Source organism: Acrocarpospora macrocephala (assembly GCF_009687865.1).
Taxonomy (GTDB): Bacteria; Actinomycetota; Actinomycetes; order Streptosporangiales; family Streptosporangiaceae; genus Acrocarpospora; species Acrocarpospora macrocephala.
In genome coordinates this window covers 25,653-44,614 of record NZ_BLAE01000048.1, presented here as the reverse complement: position 1 = coordinate 44,614, position 18,962 = coordinate 25,653, and the positions used below count along the sequence as shown (strand labels likewise).

Below are 18,962 nucleotides of genomic sequence, written 5' to 3'. Positions count from 1 at the left end.
ATCAGGCCGCCGGGAACCGGTCCCAGACGCGGTGCCGCGTGAGCAGCTCGGTCACCTCGCCCAGCACGGCTGCCGCGTCGGAGCCGATGACGATCCCGGGCGCGTCGGTGGCGATGCCCGCCACGTCGAACGCGGTCGCCGCGTCGCCCCAGCCGCCCAGCGGTTTGGCATGCCGGTACGCCTCGTGCAGCATCAGCAGGACCCGCGGATCGATCACCATGGCGGCCTTGCCGTTGGCGGCTTTCGCGTCCCGGACACCGCGCGCGTCCTTGCCGGGACCGGGCGCGCCGGCCACCAGCAGGGCGTCGAACTCCACCGACCGGGCCGCCGCGAACGTCCGCTGCACCGGGACCGGATCGCCCCCGCCGGGGAGCACGCCCCCGCTGGCCGCGACGACCAGCGGCACCATCCCCGCCTCGAACACCTCCTGCCGCACCCGGCGTACGGCGTCGAGATCGTCGTCACCGGCCACGATGCCGATCACCCGCCCGGTGATCGGCCAGGTCCCGCCCATCTGGGACAGCGCCGGACTGGCCGACACCGACGCCGGCTTGCCCGGCTGCTCCTGCGCGGGCAGCCCGAGCCCTTCGGCCACCTGGGCGCTCAGCCGCGGATCGATCCCGCCCAGCACCCGCACCACGCGTTCCCTGATCGCCGGCTCGTAGACCTTGCTCAGCTCGAAGGTGTAGGCGGCGATCACGTGCTCCCGCTCCACCGGCGACAGGCTCAGCCAGAACATCCTCGGCTGGCTGAAATGATCGTCGAACGACGCCGGAGCCGCCCGCACCCGCGGCGCCGCGGCCACCTGAACCGGCGTCTCCACATACCCGCCCGCCGCCGTCCCCGCCTGGAACGGGCACCCGCCGTCCAGCGAGTTCGGCCGGTACGGCGCCGCCCCCGCGTGCACGGCGGTCTGGTGCATGCCGTCCCGCAGCAGGTCGTTGACCTGGGCGTGGGTCCGGTTGATGGGTAGCTGCGCGAAGTTGGGCCCGCCCAGGCGGGTGATCTGGGTGTCCAGGTAGGAGAAGAGCCGCCCGGCCAGCAGCGGATCGTCGGTGACGTCGATGCCCGGCACCAGGTGGCCGACGTGGAAGGCCACCTGCTCGGTCTCGGCGAAATAGTTCACCGGGTTGGCGTTGAGGGTCATCAGCCCGATCGGCTGGACCGGCGCCAGCTCCTCGGGGACGATCTTGGTGGGGTCCAGCAGGTCGATGCCCTCGAAGGTCTGCTCCGGCGTGTCGGGGAAGACCTGCACGCCGAACTCCCATTCCGGAAAGGCCCCCGCCTCGATCGCGTCGGCGAGGTCGCGGCGGTGGAAGTCCGGGTCTATGCCGTTGATCAGCTGCGCCTCCTCCCACACCAGCGAGTGCACGCCCATCCTCGGCTTCCAGTGGAACTTGACCAGCGACGTCCCGCCGTCGGCGTTGACCAGGCGGAAGGTGTGCACCCCGAACCCCTCCATGGTCCGGAACGAGCGCGGGATGCCCCGGTCGGACATGTTCCACAGGGTGTGATGCGTCGCCTCGGTGTGCAGGGAGACGAAGTCCCAGAACGTGTCGTGCGCGCTCTGGGCCTGCGGGATCTCCCGGTCGGGCTGCGGTTTGGCGGCGTGGATCACATCCGGGAACTTGATCGCGTCCTGGATGAAGAACACTGGGATGTTGTTGCCGACCAGGTCGAAGACGCCCTCGCTGGTGTAGAACTTGGTCGCGAAGCCGCGGGTGTCGCGCACGGTGTCGGCCGAGCCGCGCGAGCCCAGTACGGTGGAGAAGCGGACGAAGACCGGGGTCTCCTCGCCCTTGGCCAGGAACGCCGCTTTGGTGATGGCGGCGGCGTTGCCGTACCCGCGGAAGACGCCGTGCGCGGCGGCGCCGCGGGCGTGCACGACGCGCTCCGGGATACGTTCGTGGTCGAAGTGGGTGATCTTCTCTCGCAGGTGGTGGTCGCGCAGGAGCACCGGGCCGCGCGGGCCCGCTTTGAGGGAATGGTCGGTGTCGGGCAGCCGCAGTCCCTGCGCGGTCGTCAGGTACGCGCCGCGCTGGGCCCGGAACTCGGCGGGCATTCCGGTGGCCTGCCCGGTCGGGCTGTAGGAGTCCGGGCCCCGCTGGTCGGGTTTGGGCGGCAGCGGCTCCCGCGGCTCCGTGGGCTCCTCAACCTGGGGCGCTTCCCCACCCGGCCGTCCAGGAATAATCGGCTTCTTCATGACTCCTCTTCCTTTTTATGACTGGGAGTCACGAATGCCCACAAGTGTCGCTTTGAACCGGCGTGGGAGCGCTGCTACGCCGGAATTGGCCGGCCCATGCGAAGATCGCATCGTCCGATGAGCACGCCTTGAGCAATCACGGCATCACGTCTGCGAAGCGGTCGACCTGATCCACGTCCTTGGACCAGCAGTAGAACATGACCTCGTCGGCTCCCATGTCGCGCGCCCGGCCGAGGGCATCGTGGATCTGGTCGCGCGTGCCGAGCATTCGCCGCACGGTGCTGTCGGCGTAGTCATCCGGCGCGTTCAGGAACTGGGGTCCGCTGTAGTAGCGGTGGAGCTGGCCGCGCGCCTCCTCGATGACGGCATCCGGGCCGAGGGCGGCGTTGACCTGGGCGACCAGCTTGGGGCGCCCGTCGCGGCCGGCCGCCTGCCAGGCCTGCTCGGTGGCGCGGAACAGGCGCGTCATCTCGGCCGGCGGCGCCGAGCACAGGAGGCCGTCCCCGAAGCGGGCGATCCGCTGGATCCCGGCCGGACTGAAGGTGCCGAACAGCACCTCGGGGCCGCCTTCGCGCGCGGGCGCGGGCCCGATCGGCCCCACTCCAACCCCGTACGGCCCGCCGGACCAGACGCGGCGCAGCACGGTCATGATCTCATCCAGCAGCGCGCCCCGGCCGCGCAGTTCCACTCCCGCCGCCAAGTAGTCGTCCCGCCGGGCCCCGAGCCCGATGCCGAGCGTGAGACGGCCGCCGGAGAGGCGATCCAGCGTCGCGGCCTGCTTGGCCATCAGGGCGGGCTGCCGCATCGGGGCGATCAGCACCCCCGTCTGCACCCGGATGCGCGTGGTGGCGCCCGCGAGTGCCGCCAGCGTCACCAGGGGTTCGGGGTTGTCGTAGACCAGACGGTCCAGCAGGCCGATCGTGCTGAACGGCCCGGCGTCGGCCCGCCGGGCCCAGTCGAGCAGCGTCCGCGGATCGCCGATGGGCAGGCCAAGGCCGACGTTCATTTCGCACCCCCGTGATTACGGCAACTCTATCCACGGCACTCCCGGCCCCCAAAGATCTTGCTCGCGTGTCATCGGGGGTGAACGTTTCACGGGACGGAGGATCTGCGGCCGCCGGGTCGGGCTCGCTCATCACAGTGGGCCTAACCTCGCCGGAGCCGAGGCTGTGCGTGGTGGCCGCCGCTAGGGCCTCGCGGGCGAGCTCCGCTTGGTGGCGGGGAGCCCATTGACCGGGTGATCCAGGCGTCGTACGTTGCCTCCGAAATATTTCCGAACTGGTCAGAAACTTTTCGGGGCCGATCGTCGTCAGGAACAGAGTTGATGGAGGGTCAGCGATGAAACCTTTGCACTCCCCCCGGCGCCGTGGAGTCGGCCGGTGAGGCGGGCCCGGCCGTACCCGGCCGTGCTCGCCCAGCCGGCCGAACGGATGTCGCAGCTCGTCCGGGTCATGATCGCCGCGGTCGTCGCGGTGGCCGTCGTCGTGGCGGCGCCGGCCTTCAGCGCCCTGGGCGCGCAGGGCCGCGCACAGGATCCGGCGCGCGTCTCGCCCAAGATGGCGGGGCACTGGGTCAACACCTGGGTGTCGATGCCCCAGCTGACCGAGCCGGGCAACCTGCCCCCGGCGCCGTTCACGCAGGACAACCTGGTGCTCGCCGACGCCACGCTGCGGCAGACCGTACACACCTCGGTCGGCGGGCAGCAGATGCGGCTGCGCTTCTCCAACGCCTTCGGGGGTACGGCGCTGCCCATCACCCAGGTGACCATCGCGCTGCCGGCCGGAGGGCAGGCGGGCGTCAGCGCGGTCCTGCCGGCGACCATCCGGCCGGTCACGTTCAGCGGCCGGTCCTCGGTGGTCGTCCCGGTCGGCGCGCAGGTGGTCTCCGACCCGCTGAACTTCACCGTGACCCCGCGCTCCAACCTCACCGTGACGTTGTACCTGGCCCAGGGGCAGAACTCCAACAACATCACCTCGCATCCCGGTTCCCGGACCTCGTCGTACCTGCTGGCGGGTGATCACGTCGGGGCGGCGGATCTGGTGGGGGCGACCCGTACCGACCACTGGTACTTCCTCAGCGGCGTGGAGGTGTGGTCGAAGAGCACGACCGCGGCGGTCGCCGTCGTGGGCGACTCGCTCACCGACGGGCGCGGCTCGACCACGAACATGAACGACCGCTGGCCGGACCAGCTGCTCGACCGCCTGCACGCCCGCCAGGACACGGCGAACGTGGCGGTGCTCAACCAGGCCGCCGGCGGCAACCGGGTCCTGAACGACGGGCTCGGGCCCAACGCCCTGGGCCGGCTGGACCGCGACGTGCTGGCGCAGAGCGGGGTCGAGTGGCTGATCCTGTTCGAGGGCGTCAACGACATCGGCACGGCCGAGGCCACCCAGGCCGCCCAGCAGCAGGTCGCCGCCGACCTGATCACAGCCTACGACCAGATGATCGTCCGGGCCCACGCCCACGGGATCCGGGTGTACGGCGCGACGCTGACGCCGTTCGGCGCCAACACCGCCTACGACGACGCGCAGGGATTCCGGGAGGCGGCCCGGCAGACGGTCAACGACTGGATCCGCACCAGCCGCAGGTTCGACGCCGTGATCGACCTCGACCGGGCCACGCGCGATCCGGCCAACCCGCGGCAGCTCCTCCCGGCCTACGACGTCGGCGACCACCTGCACCTGAACCCGACCGGCTACAAGGCGATCGCCGACGCCGTCCCGAGCCGGCTCTTCCACCGCGAACCGCTCCCCTGGGGCTTCGGCTTCGACTAGGCCCGGTCGTACGCCCCCATCATCCGATCGGATGATGGGGGCGTAGCGCGACGGGCGATGCCCGGCGGCCGCCCCGCCCGCGACCATCGAGGCATGCCCATCATCGAAGTCACCGGACTGCGCAAGTCCTACGGGGGCCGGCCCGTGGTCGACGGTGTCTCCTTCGCCGTCGAGGAAGGGGAGATCTTCGGCGTGCTCGGCCCCAACGGCGCGGGCAAGACCACCACGGTCGAGTGCGTCGAAGGGCTGCGGGCGCCCGACGCCGGGCAGGTCCGGGTGGCCGGGCTCGACCCGCGCGCCGATCGGGCGCGGGTCACCCGGATCCTCGGCGTGCAACTCCAGCAGAGCGCGCTCCAGGAGAACCTGACCGTACGCGAGGCGCTCCAGCTCTACAGCGCCTTCTACCCGGCCCCGGCCGACTGGCGCGCGCTGGCGGAACAACTCGGCCTCACCGATCGGCTCGGCGCCCGCTTCGGCGCCCTCTCCGGCGGCCAGCGGCAGCGCCTGTCCATCGCGCTCGCCCTCATCGGCTCCCCCAGGGCCGTCGTGCTCGACGAGCTCACCACGGGACTCGACCCGCGCGCCCGCCGCGACACCTGGCAGCTGATCGAGGACGTGCGGGCCGCCGGGGTGACCGTCCTGCTGGTCACCCATTTCATGGAGGAGGCCCAGCGCCTGTGCGACCGGATCGCCGTGCTCAACGCGGGCAAGGTCGTCGCCCTCGACACGCCCGCCGGGCTGATCCGCCGCACCGACGGGGCCACGGTCATCACCTTCACGCCCTCCCGGCCCGTCGCCGACCTGGACCTGGCCGCGCTGCCCGCGGTGGTGTCCGTACGGCACGGCGAGGACGGCCAGGTGAGCGTGCGCGGCACCGACGAGACCGTCGGGCCGCTGGTCGCCCTGCTGGCCAGGCACCAGATCACGGCGCACCGGCTCCAGGTCACGACCCCCACCCTGGACGACGCCTTCCTCCACTTCACCGAGCGGGAGACCTGACATGTCCGCCTCCACCGCCGTACTCAGAGCCGAGGCCCGCCTCATCGGCCGCAACCGGGCGGGGGTGTTCTGGGTCGTGGCCTTCCCGCCCCTGCTGCTGACGATCCTGGGCCTGCTGCCGTCCTTCCGGGCGGCCGACCCGGCGCTCGGCGGGCTGCGCATGGTCGACGCCTACGTCCCCGTGGCCGTGCTGCTCGCCGTGATCATGTCGGGCACGCAGGTCATGCCGGGGTTCCTGGCCGGCTACCGGGAGCAGGGGATCCTGCGCCGCATGTCCACCACGCCGGTCCGGCCGCTCACCCTGCTCACGGCGCAGATCGTGCTGCACACCCTGGTCGCGCTCGGCTCGGCCGTCCTGGTGATCGCCGCCGGGCGGCTCATCCACGGCGTGTCGCTCCCCCGCCACCTGCCCGGCTACTCGGTGGCCTTGGTGTTGGCCGCCCTGGTGGCGCTCGCGATCGGCACGATCATCGCCGCGCTCGTCCCGAACACCAGGACGGCCACCACGGCCGCCACGATCGTCTTCTTCCCGCTGGTCGTCTCCGCGGGCCTGTGGGGTCCTGTCCAGGTCCTGCCGGAGATCGCCCGCCGCGTCGTGGAGCTCACCCCGTTCGGGGCGGCCGCGCAGGCGCTCGGCCAGGCGATGCGCGGCGACTGGCCCGCCTGGTCGCTGCTGGCCGTGACGGCGCTGTGGACCGTCGCCTTGATCGCGGCCGCCGCACGATGGTTCCGCTGGGAGTGACCGGCCCGCAGACTGGGGGCATGGCGAGTGACGCGGTGCCGGTGGAGGTCCGGTGGGAGCAGTTCTACCGGTGGGGGCCGTACCTGCTGCTGGGCATCTCCTCGCTGATGGCGGTCGCCGCCGACCTGCTGCCGGCCGGAGCCGGCGCGCGGCGCGGGACGGTGGCGCTGGCCGGCGCCGCGCTCGCGCTGCAGCTGTGGTGGAGCCGGGCGGCCCCCGGCCGGGCGGGGATCGGGGCGGCCGGCCAGGCGTACTACGCAATCAGGTACGCGCTCTCCTTCGCCCTGTCCTGGCTGGCCCCGGTCTTCGCCGTCTACGCCCTGATCGGCTACTACGACGCCGACCGCTGGCTGCCGCCCCGCCAGGTGCGCGCCGCGCTGCTCGCCACGGCCGTGCCCATGGCCGCCGCCACCGCCGGCGGCTTCCCGCTGAACGGCCCGACCGAGTGGATGGGCTTCGCCGTGCTCTACGCGATCAACAGCGGGATCGTCCTGCTGCTCCACCACTTCTCGGTCAAGGAGGGCGAGAGCGCCAAGGCCAAGGCCGACACCATCGCCGAACTGCGCCAGGCCAACGCCCGGCTGGAGCTGGCGCTGGCGGAGAACGCGGGTCTGCACGCGCAGCTCCTGGTCCAGGCCAGGGAGGCGGGCGTGCACGACGAGCGCCGCCGCCTCGCCGCCGAGATCCACGACACCATCGCCCAGGGCCTGGCCGGCATCGTCACCCAGCTCCAGGCGGCGGCCGACAGCGCCGCCCCCGCCGACCACATCCAGCGGGCGGCGGCCCTGGCCCGGCAGAGCCTCGGCGAGGCCCGCCGCTCGGTCCGCAACCTCGGCCCGGCCCCGCTGCAGTACGACCCGCTGCCCAAGGCGCTGGAGAACATCGTGGCGGCCTGGTCGGATTCGACGGGCGTACGGGCCGAGTTCACCGTCACCGGGATCGTGGAACCCCTGCACGAGGAGATCGAGGCCGCCCTGCTCCGCATCGCCCAGGAGGCGCTGGCCAACGCCGGCCGGCACGCGCACGCCACCAGGATCGGCGTCACCCTGTCCTACTTCGACGACGAGGTGAGCCTGGACGTCCGCGACGACGGCCGCGGCTTCGACCCGCCGTCCCGGCCCGCGCGCGGCGGTTTCGGGCTCGGCGGCATGCGCGCCAGGGCCGAGCGCGTGGCGGGCACCGTCGAGATCGAGTCCGAGCCCGGCGGCGGCACCGCCGTCTCGGCCCGCGTACCGTTGGTGCGCCATGACTGAACCGCCCATCACCCTGCTGATCGTCGACGACCATCCGGTCGTGCGGCACGGGCTGCACGGCATCTTCGCCTCCGCCGCCGGCTTCGAGGTCCTCGGCGAGGCCGCCGACGGCGTCACCGCGGTCGCCCTGGCCGCGCGGCTCGACCCCGACGTGGTCCTGATGGACCTGCGCATGCCCGGCGGCGGCGGAGTCGAGGCCATCAGGGATCTGTCGCGCCGCAACCCCCGCTGCAAGGTGCTCGTGCTCACCACCTACGACACCGACTCCGACACCATCCCCGCGATCGAGGCCGGCGCCACCGGCTACCTCCTCAAGGACGCCCCCCGCGACGAACTGTTCACCGCCGTCCGCGCCGCCGCCGCGGGCCGCACCGTCCTGTCCCCCGCCATCGCCGCCCGCCTGGTCTCCCGGGTACGTTCCCCCGCCACCACCACCCTGACCGCCCGCGAACGCGAGATCCTCCGCCTGGTCGCCAAGGGCACCCCCAACCGCGAGGTCGCCGCCATCCTGTTCATCAGCGAGGCCACCGTCAAAAGCCACCTCACCCACATCTACGCCAAACTCAACGTCAACGACCGCGCCGCCGCCGTCGCCACCGCCTACGACCGCGGCATCCTCGGCTGACGCGGCCAGCCAAGCGTGTATGTCGCGGTGAGTGCCGCTGTGGCGGCGGCCGCCGCGAGGCAGGCGCCCGTCGCCGCGGCGGTCAGCGCCCATGGCATGACCGGAGAGATCGTGACGAAGTTCTCCGACAGGGCCGAAGCCAGACTTCGCAAGGTGAGCAGCGCCACGGTGATGCCGAGGAGTGCGCCGACCAGGACGGCGGCCGCGGCCTCGTACGCCGCGAGCCGCACGATCTGACCCCGGGTGGCCCCCGCCATCCGCAGCATGGCGAATTCCCTCCTGCGATCCGCCGTGGTCATGACCAGGGTGTTCGCGAGAGCGATGAAGGTGTAGGCCAGCGACATGCCGCCGACGAGGGCCAGGAGCACGTTGTTGCTGTCCCGGGCGGTGCCGTGGAGGGCCTCGGCGTAGTCCGCGGCGTTTCCCGTGCGGGCTCCGGTTCCGGCGATGGCGGCCCGTACCTCCGGTACGTCGGCGCCGCTGACGTACGCCACCTCGGTACGGGCTCGCTGGTCGTGGGCACGCAGGAGGTCGCGGTCCAGCAGCACCGAGGGGATCGGCAGGGCTTCCGAGACCTGGCGCACGACGGCCACGACTTCGAGCCGCCGCGTCGTGCCGTCCGGGAACCGTACGGGGATGGCCTTGCCCACGGACATGGCGGGGTCCCCGGCCTCCTGCTGGGCGACGGCCATGGTGTCCGGCCAGGAGAGCCCGCCAAGGTCGCCCTGCAAGATGTTCACCGCGATCGCCCGGGGCCAGGTGCGCGCGTCTATTCCGATGGCGGCCCGCCGTTCGTCGCCGTCGGGCTTGGACAGGTAGACCTCGCCGCGGGATTGCGCGCTCACCGTCGCTCCATCGATCGCCGCCGCTGCGTCCACGGCGGCCTCGGGTACGGAGCCGTCACCTGGCGCGCTCACGACCGCGTCCGCACGCACCAGGTGCCGGACATCGCCCAGCTGGGCGGCGCTCACCGTGCCCAGCGCGCCCGCCAGCGCCGCGGCCAGCCCGACGGTGACGAGAGCCGGGGCGGCGGTGGCCGCGGTGCGCTGGACCGCGGCGCCGGCGTTCTCCCTGGCCAGCATCCCGTTCGCGCCCCGGCCGCGCGCGAGCGGAAGGCAGGCCGCGCGCAGCAGTGGCGGGACGATGACGGGCGCCAGGAGCGCGACGGCGGTGATGAGGCACGCGGCGACGAGCGTGGTGTCGGTGAGCGCGCTGTCGGAGCTGGTGGACGGGGCGTGAGCCACCTGCCACAGGCCGATGGCCAGGAAGGCGAGGCCGCCGGTCCAGCGGCTCCTCGTCATCGGCTTCCTGTCGATCGACGCCTCGCGCAGGGCCTCCAGCGGGCTGATCCGCCCGGCGCGCCGGCTCGCGGCCCACGCCCCGGTCAGCGCCACCGCCAGCCCGAGGCCGAAGGACACGGCCTGCGGCCAGACGGCGTACGGGACGGGGAAGCCGCCTGCCACCAGCCCGCTCCGGTCGATCAGCCCGGTGAGCACGGGTGCGGTGATCGGCCCGAGCGCCGCGCCGAGCGCGGCGGCCAGCGCCCCCGTGACGAGGGCCTCGGCCAGCACCGAGCGCCGCACTTGGCCGGGTGTCGCGCCGCTCAGCCGCAGCAGCGCCAGCTCGCGCCGCCGGAGGGCGACGTTGAGCGCGAAGGTCGAGGCGACGACGAAGACCGAGACGAAGCACGCCACGGTCGTCGCCGTACCCAGCAGGACCATCACGACGGTCGCCCAGTACCGCGCGTTCTCGCCGGCGTCCGACGCCTGTGCGGCGGCGGCGATCACCAGCAGCGTGCCGGAGGTGAGGGCGCTGCCCAGCACGAGGGCGAGCGCGGTGCCGGTGAGAGCGGCGGCGCGCGAGCGTAGCCCCGACAGCGGGTGCGCCGAAGTCGGGGCGGTCATCCGGGTCTGGGTGGGCATCAGGCGTCTTCCAGGTGGGCGAGGCGGTTGGCCACGGTTTCGGGGGTGGGCCGGTCCAGCTGACCGGCGAGGCGGCCGTCGCGCAGGAAGACCACGCGGTCCGCCCACGCCGCCACCACCGGATCGTGGGTGACCATGACGACGGTCTGGCCGTGCTCGTCGACCAGCTGCCGCAGCAGCCCCATGACCTGGTGGGAGCTCTTGGTGTCGAGGGCGCCGGTCGGCTCGTCGGCGAACAGCACGTCGGGTGAGGTGACCAGCGCCCGCGCGACGGCGACGCGCTGCTGCTGCCCGCCGGACAGCTCGGCGGGCCGGTGCCTGGCCCGCTCGGCCAGCCCCACGGCGGCCAGGGCCCGCGCCACCTGGGCGAGCGCCGGCCGCCGGCGGGCCAGCCGGAGTGGCAGCGAGACGTTCTGCGCGGCGGTGAGGGAGGGAAGGAGGTTGAAGGCCTGGAAGACGAAGCCGGCCCGGCCCCGGCGCAGCTTGGTCAGCGCCCGCTCGCTCAGCCCGCCCAGCGGCGTGCCGGCCAGCTCCACCGTGCCGGAATCCGGCCGGTCGAGCCCGGCCGCGCAGTGCAGCAGCGTGGACTTGCCGGAGCCGGACGGGCCCATCACCGCGGTGAAGCTGCCGCGGGGGAGATCGAGAGTGACGCCGTCGAGGGCGGTCACGGTCTGCTTGCCCATGCGGTATTCCTTGCGCAGATCGCGCAGGCGCAGGGCGGTGTCGGGGATAGCGGTCATGCCGCCACGATGGGCGCCGGCGGGGAACCCGGTCATTGGTGCTGGAGTGAGAGGGAAGGTAGAGATTTCTCTACCGCCGCGGCGGCGCGGCGCGGGTTAGGTTCGGTCGCATGGACGTCAGCCCTGCTAACGCCTGGGAGGCGATGAGCCAGCCGCCGCTGCGGCTGCTTCGCACGTCGTGGCCCTGGCGCTCGTTCGGCTACGCGATGTCCGGGGCGCTCATCGGCGCCCTCCTCCTGGGGCTGCTGACGCTGGTGGTGGTCGCCGTGACGACCACGGCGCCGTACTTGATCGTCATGCTTGTGCTGTTCCTCGTGTATGTGAGCAGGCCGGTGGCCAGGTTCGAGCGGCGCAGGTTGCGCCTGGTGGACTTCGACCCCGCCCAGGCCGGCTACCGCCGCGCGGACGCGGACTCGCTCACCGGCCGGCTCGCCGCGCGGTTCATCGACCCGGCGACCTGGCGCGAGCTTGCCTACGCGGTGCTGTTCGGCTCGGCCCTGTGGGGCGTGGACCTCGTTGCGGGGCTCATCCTGGCCGGGCTGCCGATGCTGTGCCTGACCTCCGTGGCGTGGGTGTGGTTCACGGACGAGACGTGGCTGCTCGCGCTGCTGCTCTTCCCGGTCGGCGTCGTCCTGCTCGGCGCGGGCGGGCTCATGGCCTGCGCGTACGCCGGCGCCAGGACAATGATCACGCGGGCCCTGATCGCTCCGCAGCCGAGCGGGCTGCAGCGCCGCGTCCAGGAGCTGACCAGCTCCCGCGCCCGGCTCGTCGCGGCCTTCGAAGCCGAGCGCCGCCGCATCGAACGTGACCTGCACGACGGGGCGCAGCAGCGGATCACCGCCCTCACCATGGCGCTGGGCCTCGCCCAGCTCGACCTGCCCGAGGACGGCCCGGCCGCCGCCCAGGTCGCCAAGGCGCAGGAGCTGGCCGGCCTCGCCATGACCGAGATCCGGGGACTGATCCACGGCATCCACCCCCAGGTGCTCACCGACCGGGGCCTGGCCGCCGCCGTGGAGGACCTGGCCGCGCGCTCCCCGATCCCCGTCGACGTGGACGTCTCCCTGCCGGGAAGACTCCCCCAGCCGGTGGAGACCGCCGCGTACTTCGTGGTGAGCGAGGCGCTGGCGAACGTCGCCAAGCACAGCAACGCCTCCCGTGGCTGCCTGCGCGCACGGCATGAGGCGGGAGTTCTCACCGTGCGGGTCCGCGACGACGGGACAGGCGGCGCCGACCTGGCCGCCGGCACCGGGCTGACCGGACTCGCCGACCGCATCGCCGTACTGGAGGGCACGCTGGAGCTCACCAGCCCGCCCGGCGGACCCACCGCGCTCACCGTGGAGATCCCATGCACCTCGACCGGCCCCTGACCGTCGTCCTCGCCGAGGACGACGCCCTGCTCCGCGAGGGCCTGGTCACCCTGCTCGAACGCTTCGGCCACCGGGTGGCCGCGGCGGTCCGCGACGCACCCGCGCTGCGGGCGGCCGTGCGCGATCTCACCCCCGACGCCCTGGTCACCGATGTACGGATGCCGCCGGACATGACCGACGACGGGCTGCGCGCCGCCGTCGAACTCCGCGCCGAGCACCCCGGACTGCCCGTGCTCGTGCTCAGCCAGTACGTGCAGCACACCTACGCCGCCGAACTGCTCAACTCCGGCGACGGACGAGCGGTCGGCTACCTGCTCAAGGACCGCGTCGGAAACGCCCGCGAGTTCGCCGAGGCGCTGGTCCGGGTCGCCGGCGGCGGCACGGTCGTCGATCCGGAGGTCGTACGGCAGTTGCTGCGCCGTCGCGAGAACCCGCTGCAACGCCTCACCCAGCGGGAACGCGAGGTGCTCGAACTGATGGCCCAGGGTAAGACCAATGCCGCCATCTCCCGCGGCCTCTTCGTCACCGAAGCCGCGGTGGCCAAGCACATCGGCGGCATCTTCCTCAAACTCGACCTCACACCGGGCGGCGACGACCACCGCCGAGTGCTCGCCGTCCTGGCCTACCTCTATAGTCAAGGAAGTGATTAGTCATAAAATTGACTATCCTCTCGATTTCGCGGGAAGGCGGATGGCTCATGCCCGACGATGAGTACCTGCGCTACGTCGCCGAAGCCAGCGTCTATCGGAAGTCTGCAGTCCCGTTAGCAGCTGCCTTTCCCGTTCCTGTCCGTGTCCGGCCCAGTAAGCTGGGAAAACGCTGGTGTTAGGCAGGAGGTGAGGCGTCGTCATGACCATCCAACGGCATGAAGGTCACCACCGTGAGATCGAGCGCACGTTCACCGCCGTGCGCGCCGCGCTGCCCGCCGCCAACTTTGCCGCGTTCGACGCCGAACTAGAGGCGATCACCCACGCCGACGTTGTCGACCTGGCCGCGCTGGACAGCTTCCTGTCCGGGTGGTGGCGCATTGCCACACGCGCCCAGAACCGGGACGACTGGCAGCTGATGCACCATGAAGCGGACCAGATCCAGTCAGGCAGGCGCCCAAAGGGCCCGACGCTGGCCGAGGTTCTGGCCCGGCGGGGAGTCCAGCTGTAGGTGTACGTCATCCGCATAGGCAGTCCCGTCGCCGAGGCGCAGCTAGCGGACCTGTCCGACGCTGAGATCGACATCCTGCTGGAAATCTACGAGGTCCTGCGCATGACCCCGGAAAACGGCCGAAGCCTCGGCACCGGGAACATGCTCGTCTGGGGTTACCTCTCCTCTCTGCGGCCCCGATGACGAGCGATCGTCGTTTGCCATTCCTGCTCGGAAGGCCACCTCTCCGCCGGGGTGACGAAGCTCCCGGTGTCCGCGACGGTGTACACCCAGCCCTTCTCCCGCAGGACGGCTGTGGCTTCCCCCGCCGTGACCAGGCTGGTCTGGAATCGCTTGGCGAGCAGTCTCCGGCTCGGGATCTGGCGGCCCGCCGGGATGTCCCCGGCCCGGATCCGGGTGGCCAGTTCATCGGCGATCACCAGATACGCCGGCATCACATGCGGGGCGGGTGTGGTGTCCTCCGGCCCGACGAACGTGCCCGCCCCCGCCACCGTGTGCGCCAGCCCCCGCGTCCGCAACGCCTCATGCGCCTTCCGCGAGGTCGTGATCGAGACGCTGTATTGCTGGGCCAGTTCGGTCTGGCTGCCGATCCGGTCCCCGGGAACCAGTTTCCCTCTATGGATCAGCGTCTCGATGTCGTTGGCGATCCGCACGTACAGCGGGCGCTGGCCTTGTGGTTTCCCGCCGGGAACGACGAAAAGTGCGCATTAAACCGATCATGTCTCTACGCTGGTGGCCGTGTCTCCGTACGTGCGGACGGTGAAGCCTGGCTTGGCTCGCGATCGCGGACTTCCGACTGGCTCATCTCGCTGACCTGCGGGTTCTCGACCGGTCGTAGGCGAATCAGCGCACCAGTCCGGGGCCCTGGAGTGCGATGGATACGGTCGGCCAGCTATTCGGAGATGGTGCCTCCGAGGCTGGTGCGGCCTTCAGGAGTGGCGACGAGTTCGACGCTGGTACCGCTGCGTGTCTGCTCGCCAAGTACACCGGCTACCGCGTCGGTCAGCCCGGCGACGAGCCGTGCCGCGATCTCCTTGCCGTCGGGACGGGTCAGGGCTGCCTCGCGGATGCCGAACGTGATCGCGGGCGCGGCGTCATCGACGGCCCGTCCGCCGATGCCCCAGCGTCCCCGCGGTATGCCGTCGAGATGGACGACCACCAGGTCGCGAGCCCACTCGCCGTACACCTGGACGACGGCATCGGTCAGGGCGGTGATCAGTGCCGGCTCGTGGCCGGCCAGTCGCGCCTCGGGCACACGTGCGATCAGATGTGGCATAGTCGAGATCTCCATTTGTTCCCAAAAAGGATTTGCTTATAAAGGTAACAGGAGTGGAGAGATGATCACCAGCGACGCCATGACGACGGAACAGGCAGTCCGATCGATGCTGCTCTTGATGCCGCGGCTGGTCGGACGGGCAAAGCGCCTGCCGATCCCGGCCGCCCTGCGTGGACTGGACCTCGCTCCCCGGCATCTCGCCCTGCTGGCCCACCTGCAATACGACGGGCCGCTGACGGTGAGCCAGCTGGCCGATCGGCTGGAAGTAGCGCCCACCACCGTCAGCCTCATGGTCGGCGACCTGTCCCGGCACGGCATCCTGACGCGGGAGGAGGACGATGCCGACCGGCGACGCAGAATCGTCGCGATCGCATCGGACTACGCGGCCCCGATCACCGAGTGGCTGTCTGGCAGCGCCACCGCCTGGACCGAGGTGCTGGCCACGCTCACGCCCGCTGAACGAGTGACGATCGTCGCCACGATGCGCGCCTACGAAGCCGCCCTGGAGAAGCACACAAGCACCTGATTCGGATTACCGAACCCGACCGCATCCGAACGAATGTCGCGGGGTTATCCGCCCTGCGTAACTCTCTTAACGGGACCTTCGTTCCGATGCCCGTCAGCCCTCGACGCCGTCGCCGGTCGCGGAGTGATCGTCGCAGGCCAGGTCGGCGACCACGGCGGCGTGGTCGGAGGGCCAGACTCCTTTGATCGGCGCGTCGCCCGCGCGGCGTACGCTGACGACGCGGCCGAGGCCGGAGGGGTCCGGCGGGCCGACGTGGATGTAGTCGATGCGACCTGCGGGCTCGAAAGTGCGGGCGGCGTAGGGGTTGGCGGGATCCCAGGTGGCCGTGGGTGCCAGCGGATCGGCGTATTCCCAGGCGTCGAGGAGCACCTGGCCGGGGATCGACTCACGGCCCGAAGCGCCACCACACGTTCCAGGTCAGCACACGCATTCCGGCTCCCACCTAGTCAAGGAAGTGATTAGTCATATAATTGACTATCGTGGTTTATCGGGAAATGGCGGGTGGTCCTCGCGGGAAGGCGGATGACTCATGCCCGACGATGGGTACCTGCGTTACGTCGCTCTGGGTGACAGTCAGACCGAGGGGCTCGGTGATGGCGACGACATCAGTGGGCTGCGTGGATGGGCCGATCGGCTCGCGGAACAGCTTGCGGTGCGTAATCCCGGTCTTCGCTACGCCAATCTGGCTGTGCGGGGGCGAGTGGCCGCCCAAGTTCATGCCGAGCAGCTCGGGCCTGCCCTCGCCTTACGTCCCGATCTGGCCACCGTCGTCGCTGGGGTCAACGACCTGCTCCGGTCCCGGTTCGACGCCGACGAGGTGGGCGGCCATCTGGAGGCGATGTTCGCCGCGCTCACCGCCGAGGGTGCCCGCGTGGCCACTGTCACTTTTCCCGACGTCGCGAGGATCACCCCGCTCGCCCGCCCGATCAGCTCCCGCGTCACCGTCCTCAACCAGCGCATCCGCGACGCGGCCCGCCGCCACGGGGTGGCCGTCGCAGAGACCTCTCATCATCCGGTCGTCACCGACCCGCGACTGTGGACTCTGGACCGTCTGCACGCCAGCCCGCTCGGACATCAGCGAATCGCGGCGGCCGTCGCCCACGCGCTCCAGCTCCCCGGGAGCGACGACTCCTGGACTCACCCGCTGCCTCCACCGGCGGCCACCCCCACCGGCTGGCAGACCGCGGCCGTCGAACTGCGCTGGATCGCCACCTTCCTCGGCCCTTGGCTCGCCAGACGCCTGCGAGGCCGCTCCTCCGGCGACGGGCGCACGGCCAAACGTCCCCACCTGCTCCCCGTAACCGGTGTGCTTGTAGATAATCCGGAACGGGACTAGTTGGTAGGATGGTGGCATGATCGCTATGGCGCCCGCTCGTACCGAGCCGGATCTGTCGTTCTTGCTGGATCACACCAGTCATGTGCTGAGGACGCGGATGGCGGCGGCGCTTGCCGAGATCGGGTTGACGGCGCGGATGCACTGCGTGCTGGTTCACGCTCTGGAGGAGGAGCGCACGCAGATCCAGCTTGCCGAGTTGGGGGATATGGACAAGACCACGATGGTGGTCACCGTTGACGCCTTGGAGGAGGCGGGGCTTGCCGAGCGGCGGCCGTCCAGTGCTGATCGGCGGGCCAGGATCGTCGCGGTCACCGAGAAGGGGGCCGAGGTGGCGAGGCGGAGCCAGGAGATCGTCGACGGGGTGCATCGGGCGGTTCTGGAGGCGCTGCCGGAGGGTGAGGGTGAGGTGCTCTTGCGGGCCATGAGTCGCCTGGTAGCCGGGTATCTGGCCATTCCTGCCGAGGCGCCACAGGCGGCACGGAGGGCGCGCCAGCGGACGAAATAGGTCCGCAAGGGATCGTCTGTTACGGAACTATCTGCTACGGTCGCTTCTGTTCCCTCTTGAACAGGAGACGGCTATGGCGCGACCTTCCCCTCGACTGAACCGATCACGATGGCCGGCGCTCGCCGTGCTGTCCGCCACGATGCTCATGACGGTGGTGGACGGCAGCATCGTTACCGTGGCGCTGCCGGCCATCCAGCGGGATCTGGGCTTTTCGCCGGCGGGGCTCAGCTGGACCGTCAACGCGTACCTGATCGCGTTCGGCGGGCTGTTGCTGCTGGCCGGTCGGCTGGGCGATCTCATCGGCCGCAAGGCCATGTTCCTGGCGGGGAACGCGGTCTTCACGGCGGCGTCGGTGCTGGCCGGGGCGGCCACCGGGCCGGGCATGCTGATCGCCGCCCGGTTCCTGCAGGGCGTCGGCAGCGCGATGGCCTCCGCGGTCGTGCTGGGCATCCTGGTGACGCTGTTCACCGAGACCCGGGAGCGCGCGATGGCGATCGGCGTCTTCAGTTCCACCGGCGCCGCCGGAGCCTCGATCGGCCAGGTTCTGGGCGGGGTCCTCACCGACGCGCTCAACTGGCACTGGATCTTCTTCATCAACCTGCCCATCGGGCTGGCCACCATCGCGCTGGCGATCAAAGCGCTGCCGCGCGAGCGCGGGATCGGACTCGCCGCCGGGGCGGATGTCACCGGCGCGGTGCTGGTCACCAGCGGGCTGATGCTGGGCATCTACACCGTGGTCAAGATCGAGCAGTACGGCTGGCTCGCGGCGCACACCCTCGGACTCGGCGCCCTCGCGCTCGCCCTGCTGGCCGCGTTCATCGCCAGGCAGGCGACCGCCACGACCCCGCTGATGCCCCTGCGGATCCTCCGCCCGCGCAACGTCTGGGGCGCCAACCTGGCCCAGATCCTGACGCTGTCGGCCATGTTCGCCTTCCAGATCATCGTCGCGCTCTACATGCAGAAGGTCCTCGGCTACGGCGCGCTCGACACCGGCCTGGCCATGCTTCCCGCGGCGGCGGCCATCGGCGGCGTGTCCCTGTTCGTCTCCGCCCGGCTCAACACGCGCTTCGGCGCGCGCGCCGTCCTGCTGGCGGGCCTGGCGCTCCTGCTCGGGGCGATGGGCTGGCTCACCCGCGTGCCGGTGAACGCCGCCTATGTCACCGACCTGCTCCCGGTGATGCTGCTCATCGCGGGCGGCGGCCTGGTGCTCCCGGCGCTGACCACGCTCGGCATGTCCGGCGCCAAGGCCGACGACGCGGGCCTGGCCTCCGGGCTGTTCAACACCACCCAGCAGATCGGCATGGCCGCCGGAGTCGCGGTGCTCTCCACGCTGGCGGCCTCGCGTACCGCGGGGCTGCTGTCCGGCGGGGCGAGCGAGGCGGCCGCGCTGACCGGCGGCTACCGCCTGGCCTTCACCATCGCCGCCGCCCTGCTCGTGGCCGCGCTCACCGTCACGTTCCTCGTACTGCGCCAGCCCGAACCGCACAGCGCCCAGGCCGTGCCCGTGTCCCCCCGTCCGTACGAGAAGGCCTGATC

Annotated in this window: 20 protein-coding genes; 13 read left to right on the top strand and 7 right to left on the bottom strand. The window is 71.4% G+C overall.

Going from position 1 to position 18,962, the window contains the following annotated elements:
- Position 1: 1 nt before the first annotated feature.
- A complete protein-coding gene (locus Amac_RS35825) occupies positions 2 to 2,203 on the bottom strand; it encodes a catalase (RefSeq protein ID WP_155358857.1) in 2,202 nt (733 codons plus the stop codon).
- Positions 2,204 to 2,339: 136 nt separating this feature from the next.
- Positions 2,340 to 3,209, bottom strand: coding sequence for an LLM class flavin-dependent oxidoreductase (locus Amac_RS35820; protein ID WP_155358856.1), 870 nt, complete (start codon positions 3,207 to 3,209; stop codon positions 2,340 to 2,342).
- Between the two features lie 373 nt (positions 3,210 to 3,582).
- Between Amac_RS35820 and Amac_RS35815 the strand changes: the two genes are divergently transcribed.
- The 5 genes from Amac_RS35815 (at position 3,583) to Amac_RS35795 (ending at position 8,596) form a co-directional block, all read left to right on the top strand.
- A complete protein-coding gene (locus tag Amac_RS35815) occupies positions 3,583 to 4,977 on the top strand; it encodes an SGNH/GDSL hydrolase family protein (RefSeq protein ID WP_246268942.1) in 1,395 nt (464 codons plus the stop codon).
- Between the two features lie 93 nt (positions 4,978 to 5,070).
- On the top strand, positions 5,071 to 5,976 hold the full coding sequence (locus tag Amac_RS35810; protein ID WP_155358855.1) for an ABC transporter ATP-binding protein: 906 nt from the start codon (positions 5,071 to 5,073) through the stop codon (positions 5,974 to 5,976).
- Position 5,977: 1 nt separating this feature from the next.
- Complete coding sequence (locus Amac_RS35805) at positions 5,978 to 6,718, top strand: ABC transporter permease (RefSeq protein WP_155358854.1); 741 nt, start codon at positions 5,978 to 5,980, stop codon at positions 6,716 to 6,718.
- 20 nt (positions 6,719 to 6,738) lie between these two features.
- Complete coding sequence (locus Amac_RS35800; protein WP_170322822.1) at positions 6,739 to 7,971, top strand: sensor histidine kinase; 1,233 nt, start codon at positions 6,739 to 6,741, stop codon at positions 7,969 to 7,971.
- Positions 7,964 to 8,596: a response regulator gene (locus tag Amac_RS35795; RefSeq protein ID WP_155358852.1), complete on the top strand. Its 633-nt coding sequence runs from the start codon at positions 7,964 to 7,966 to the stop codon at positions 8,594 to 8,596. The genes Amac_RS35800 and Amac_RS35795 overlap by 8 nt, the downstream gene beginning before the upstream one ends.
- Here the strand turns inward: Amac_RS35795 and Amac_RS35790 are convergent.
- Together Amac_RS35790 and Amac_RS35785 are read right to left on the bottom strand one after the other, a co-directional pair.
- Positions 8,572 to 10,518, bottom strand: a complete 1,947-nt coding sequence (locus tag Amac_RS35790) for an FtsX-like permease family protein (RefSeq protein ID WP_155358851.1) — start codon at positions 10,516 to 10,518, stop codon at positions 8,572 to 8,574. The two genes, Amac_RS35795 and Amac_RS35790, sit on opposite strands and share 25 nt — an antisense overlap.
- Positions 10,518 to 11,258, bottom strand: a complete 741-nt coding sequence (locus tag Amac_RS35785; protein WP_155358850.1) for an ABC transporter ATP-binding protein — start codon at positions 11,256 to 11,258, stop codon at positions 10,518 to 10,520. The genes Amac_RS35790 and Amac_RS35785 overlap by 1 nt, the downstream gene beginning before the upstream one ends.
- Before the next feature lie 110 nt (positions 11,259 to 11,368).
- Here Amac_RS35785 and Amac_RS35780 point away from each other — a divergent pair, with 110 nt between their 5' ends.
- The 4 genes from Amac_RS35780 (at position 11,369) to Amac_RS35765 (ending at position 13,966) form a co-directional block, all read left to right on the top strand.
- Positions 11,369 to 12,625, top strand: coding sequence for a sensor histidine kinase (locus Amac_RS35780; protein WP_218041485.1), 1,257 nt, complete (start codon positions 11,369 to 11,371; stop codon positions 12,623 to 12,625).
- Positions 12,604 to 13,275, top strand: a complete 672-nt coding sequence (locus tag Amac_RS35775; RefSeq protein ID WP_155358849.1) for a response regulator transcription factor — start codon at positions 12,604 to 12,606, stop codon at positions 13,273 to 13,275. The genes Amac_RS35780 and Amac_RS35775 overlap by 22 nt, the downstream gene beginning before the upstream one ends.
- A gap of 199 nt (positions 13,276 to 13,474) precedes the next feature.
- Complete coding sequence (locus Amac_RS35770) at positions 13,475 to 13,783, top strand: DUF6247 family protein (RefSeq protein ID WP_155358848.1); 309 nt, start codon at positions 13,475 to 13,477, stop codon at positions 13,781 to 13,783.
- A complete protein-coding gene (locus tag Amac_RS35765; RefSeq protein WP_155358847.1) occupies positions 13,784 to 13,966 on the top strand; it encodes a hypothetical protein in 183 nt (60 codons plus the stop codon).
- Here Amac_RS35765 and Amac_RS35760 read toward each other — a convergent pair.
- Both Amac_RS35760 and Amac_RS35755 read right to left on the bottom strand, forming a co-directional pair.
- Positions 13,939 to 14,436 (bottom strand): GntR family transcriptional regulator, encoded by a 498-nt coding sequence (locus Amac_RS35760; RefSeq protein ID WP_155358846.1) that lies wholly within the window; start codon positions 14,434 to 14,436, stop codon positions 13,939 to 13,941. The two genes, Amac_RS35765 and Amac_RS35760, sit on opposite strands and share 28 nt — an antisense overlap.
- Before the next feature lie 239 nt (positions 14,437 to 14,675).
- Positions 14,676 to 15,059, bottom strand: coding sequence for a tautomerase family protein (locus Amac_RS35755; RefSeq protein ID WP_155358845.1), 384 nt, complete (start codon positions 15,057 to 15,059; stop codon positions 14,676 to 14,678).
- Between the two features lie 61 nt (positions 15,060 to 15,120).
- Here Amac_RS35755 and Amac_RS35750 point away from each other — a divergent pair, with 61 nt between their 5' ends.
- A complete protein-coding gene (locus Amac_RS35750) occupies positions 15,121 to 15,585 on the top strand; it encodes a MarR family winged helix-turn-helix transcriptional regulator (protein WP_155358844.1) in 465 nt (154 codons plus the stop codon).
- 93 nt (positions 15,586 to 15,678) lie between these two features.
- On the opposite strand, the gene Amac_RS35745 is transcribed toward Amac_RS35750, so the two are convergent.
- Entirely contained in the window at positions 15,679 to 15,954 is a 276-nt protein-coding gene (locus Amac_RS35745; RefSeq protein ID WP_218041484.1) for an exonuclease/endonuclease/phosphatase family protein, read from the bottom strand.
- Between the two features lie 160 nt (positions 15,955 to 16,114).
- Between Amac_RS35745 and Amac_RS35740 the strand changes: the two genes are divergently transcribed.
- The 3 genes from Amac_RS35740 to Amac_RS35730 all read left to right on the top strand — a co-directional run bounded on the left by Amac_RS35740 (position 16,115) and on the right by Amac_RS35730 (position 18,960).
- The gene (locus tag Amac_RS35740) at positions 16,115 to 16,921 is read left to right on the top strand and encodes an SGNH/GDSL hydrolase family protein (protein ID WP_155358843.1); all 807 of its coding nucleotides are present in this window, start codon (positions 16,115 to 16,117) and stop codon (positions 16,919 to 16,921) included.
- Positions 16,922 to 16,937: 16 nt separating this feature from the next.
- Complete coding sequence (locus tag Amac_RS35735; RefSeq protein ID WP_155358842.1) at positions 16,938 to 17,426, top strand: MarR family winged helix-turn-helix transcriptional regulator; 489 nt, start codon at positions 16,938 to 16,940, stop codon at positions 17,424 to 17,426.
- Between the two features lie 73 nt (positions 17,427 to 17,499).
- Positions 17,500 to 18,960 carry an MFS transporter gene (locus tag Amac_RS35730; protein ID WP_155358841.1) on the top strand — a complete coding sequence of 487 codons (1,461 nt, stop codon included), beginning with the start codon at positions 17,500 to 17,502 and terminating at the stop codon, positions 18,958 to 18,960.
- Positions 18,961 to 18,962 lie beyond the last annotated feature (2 nt).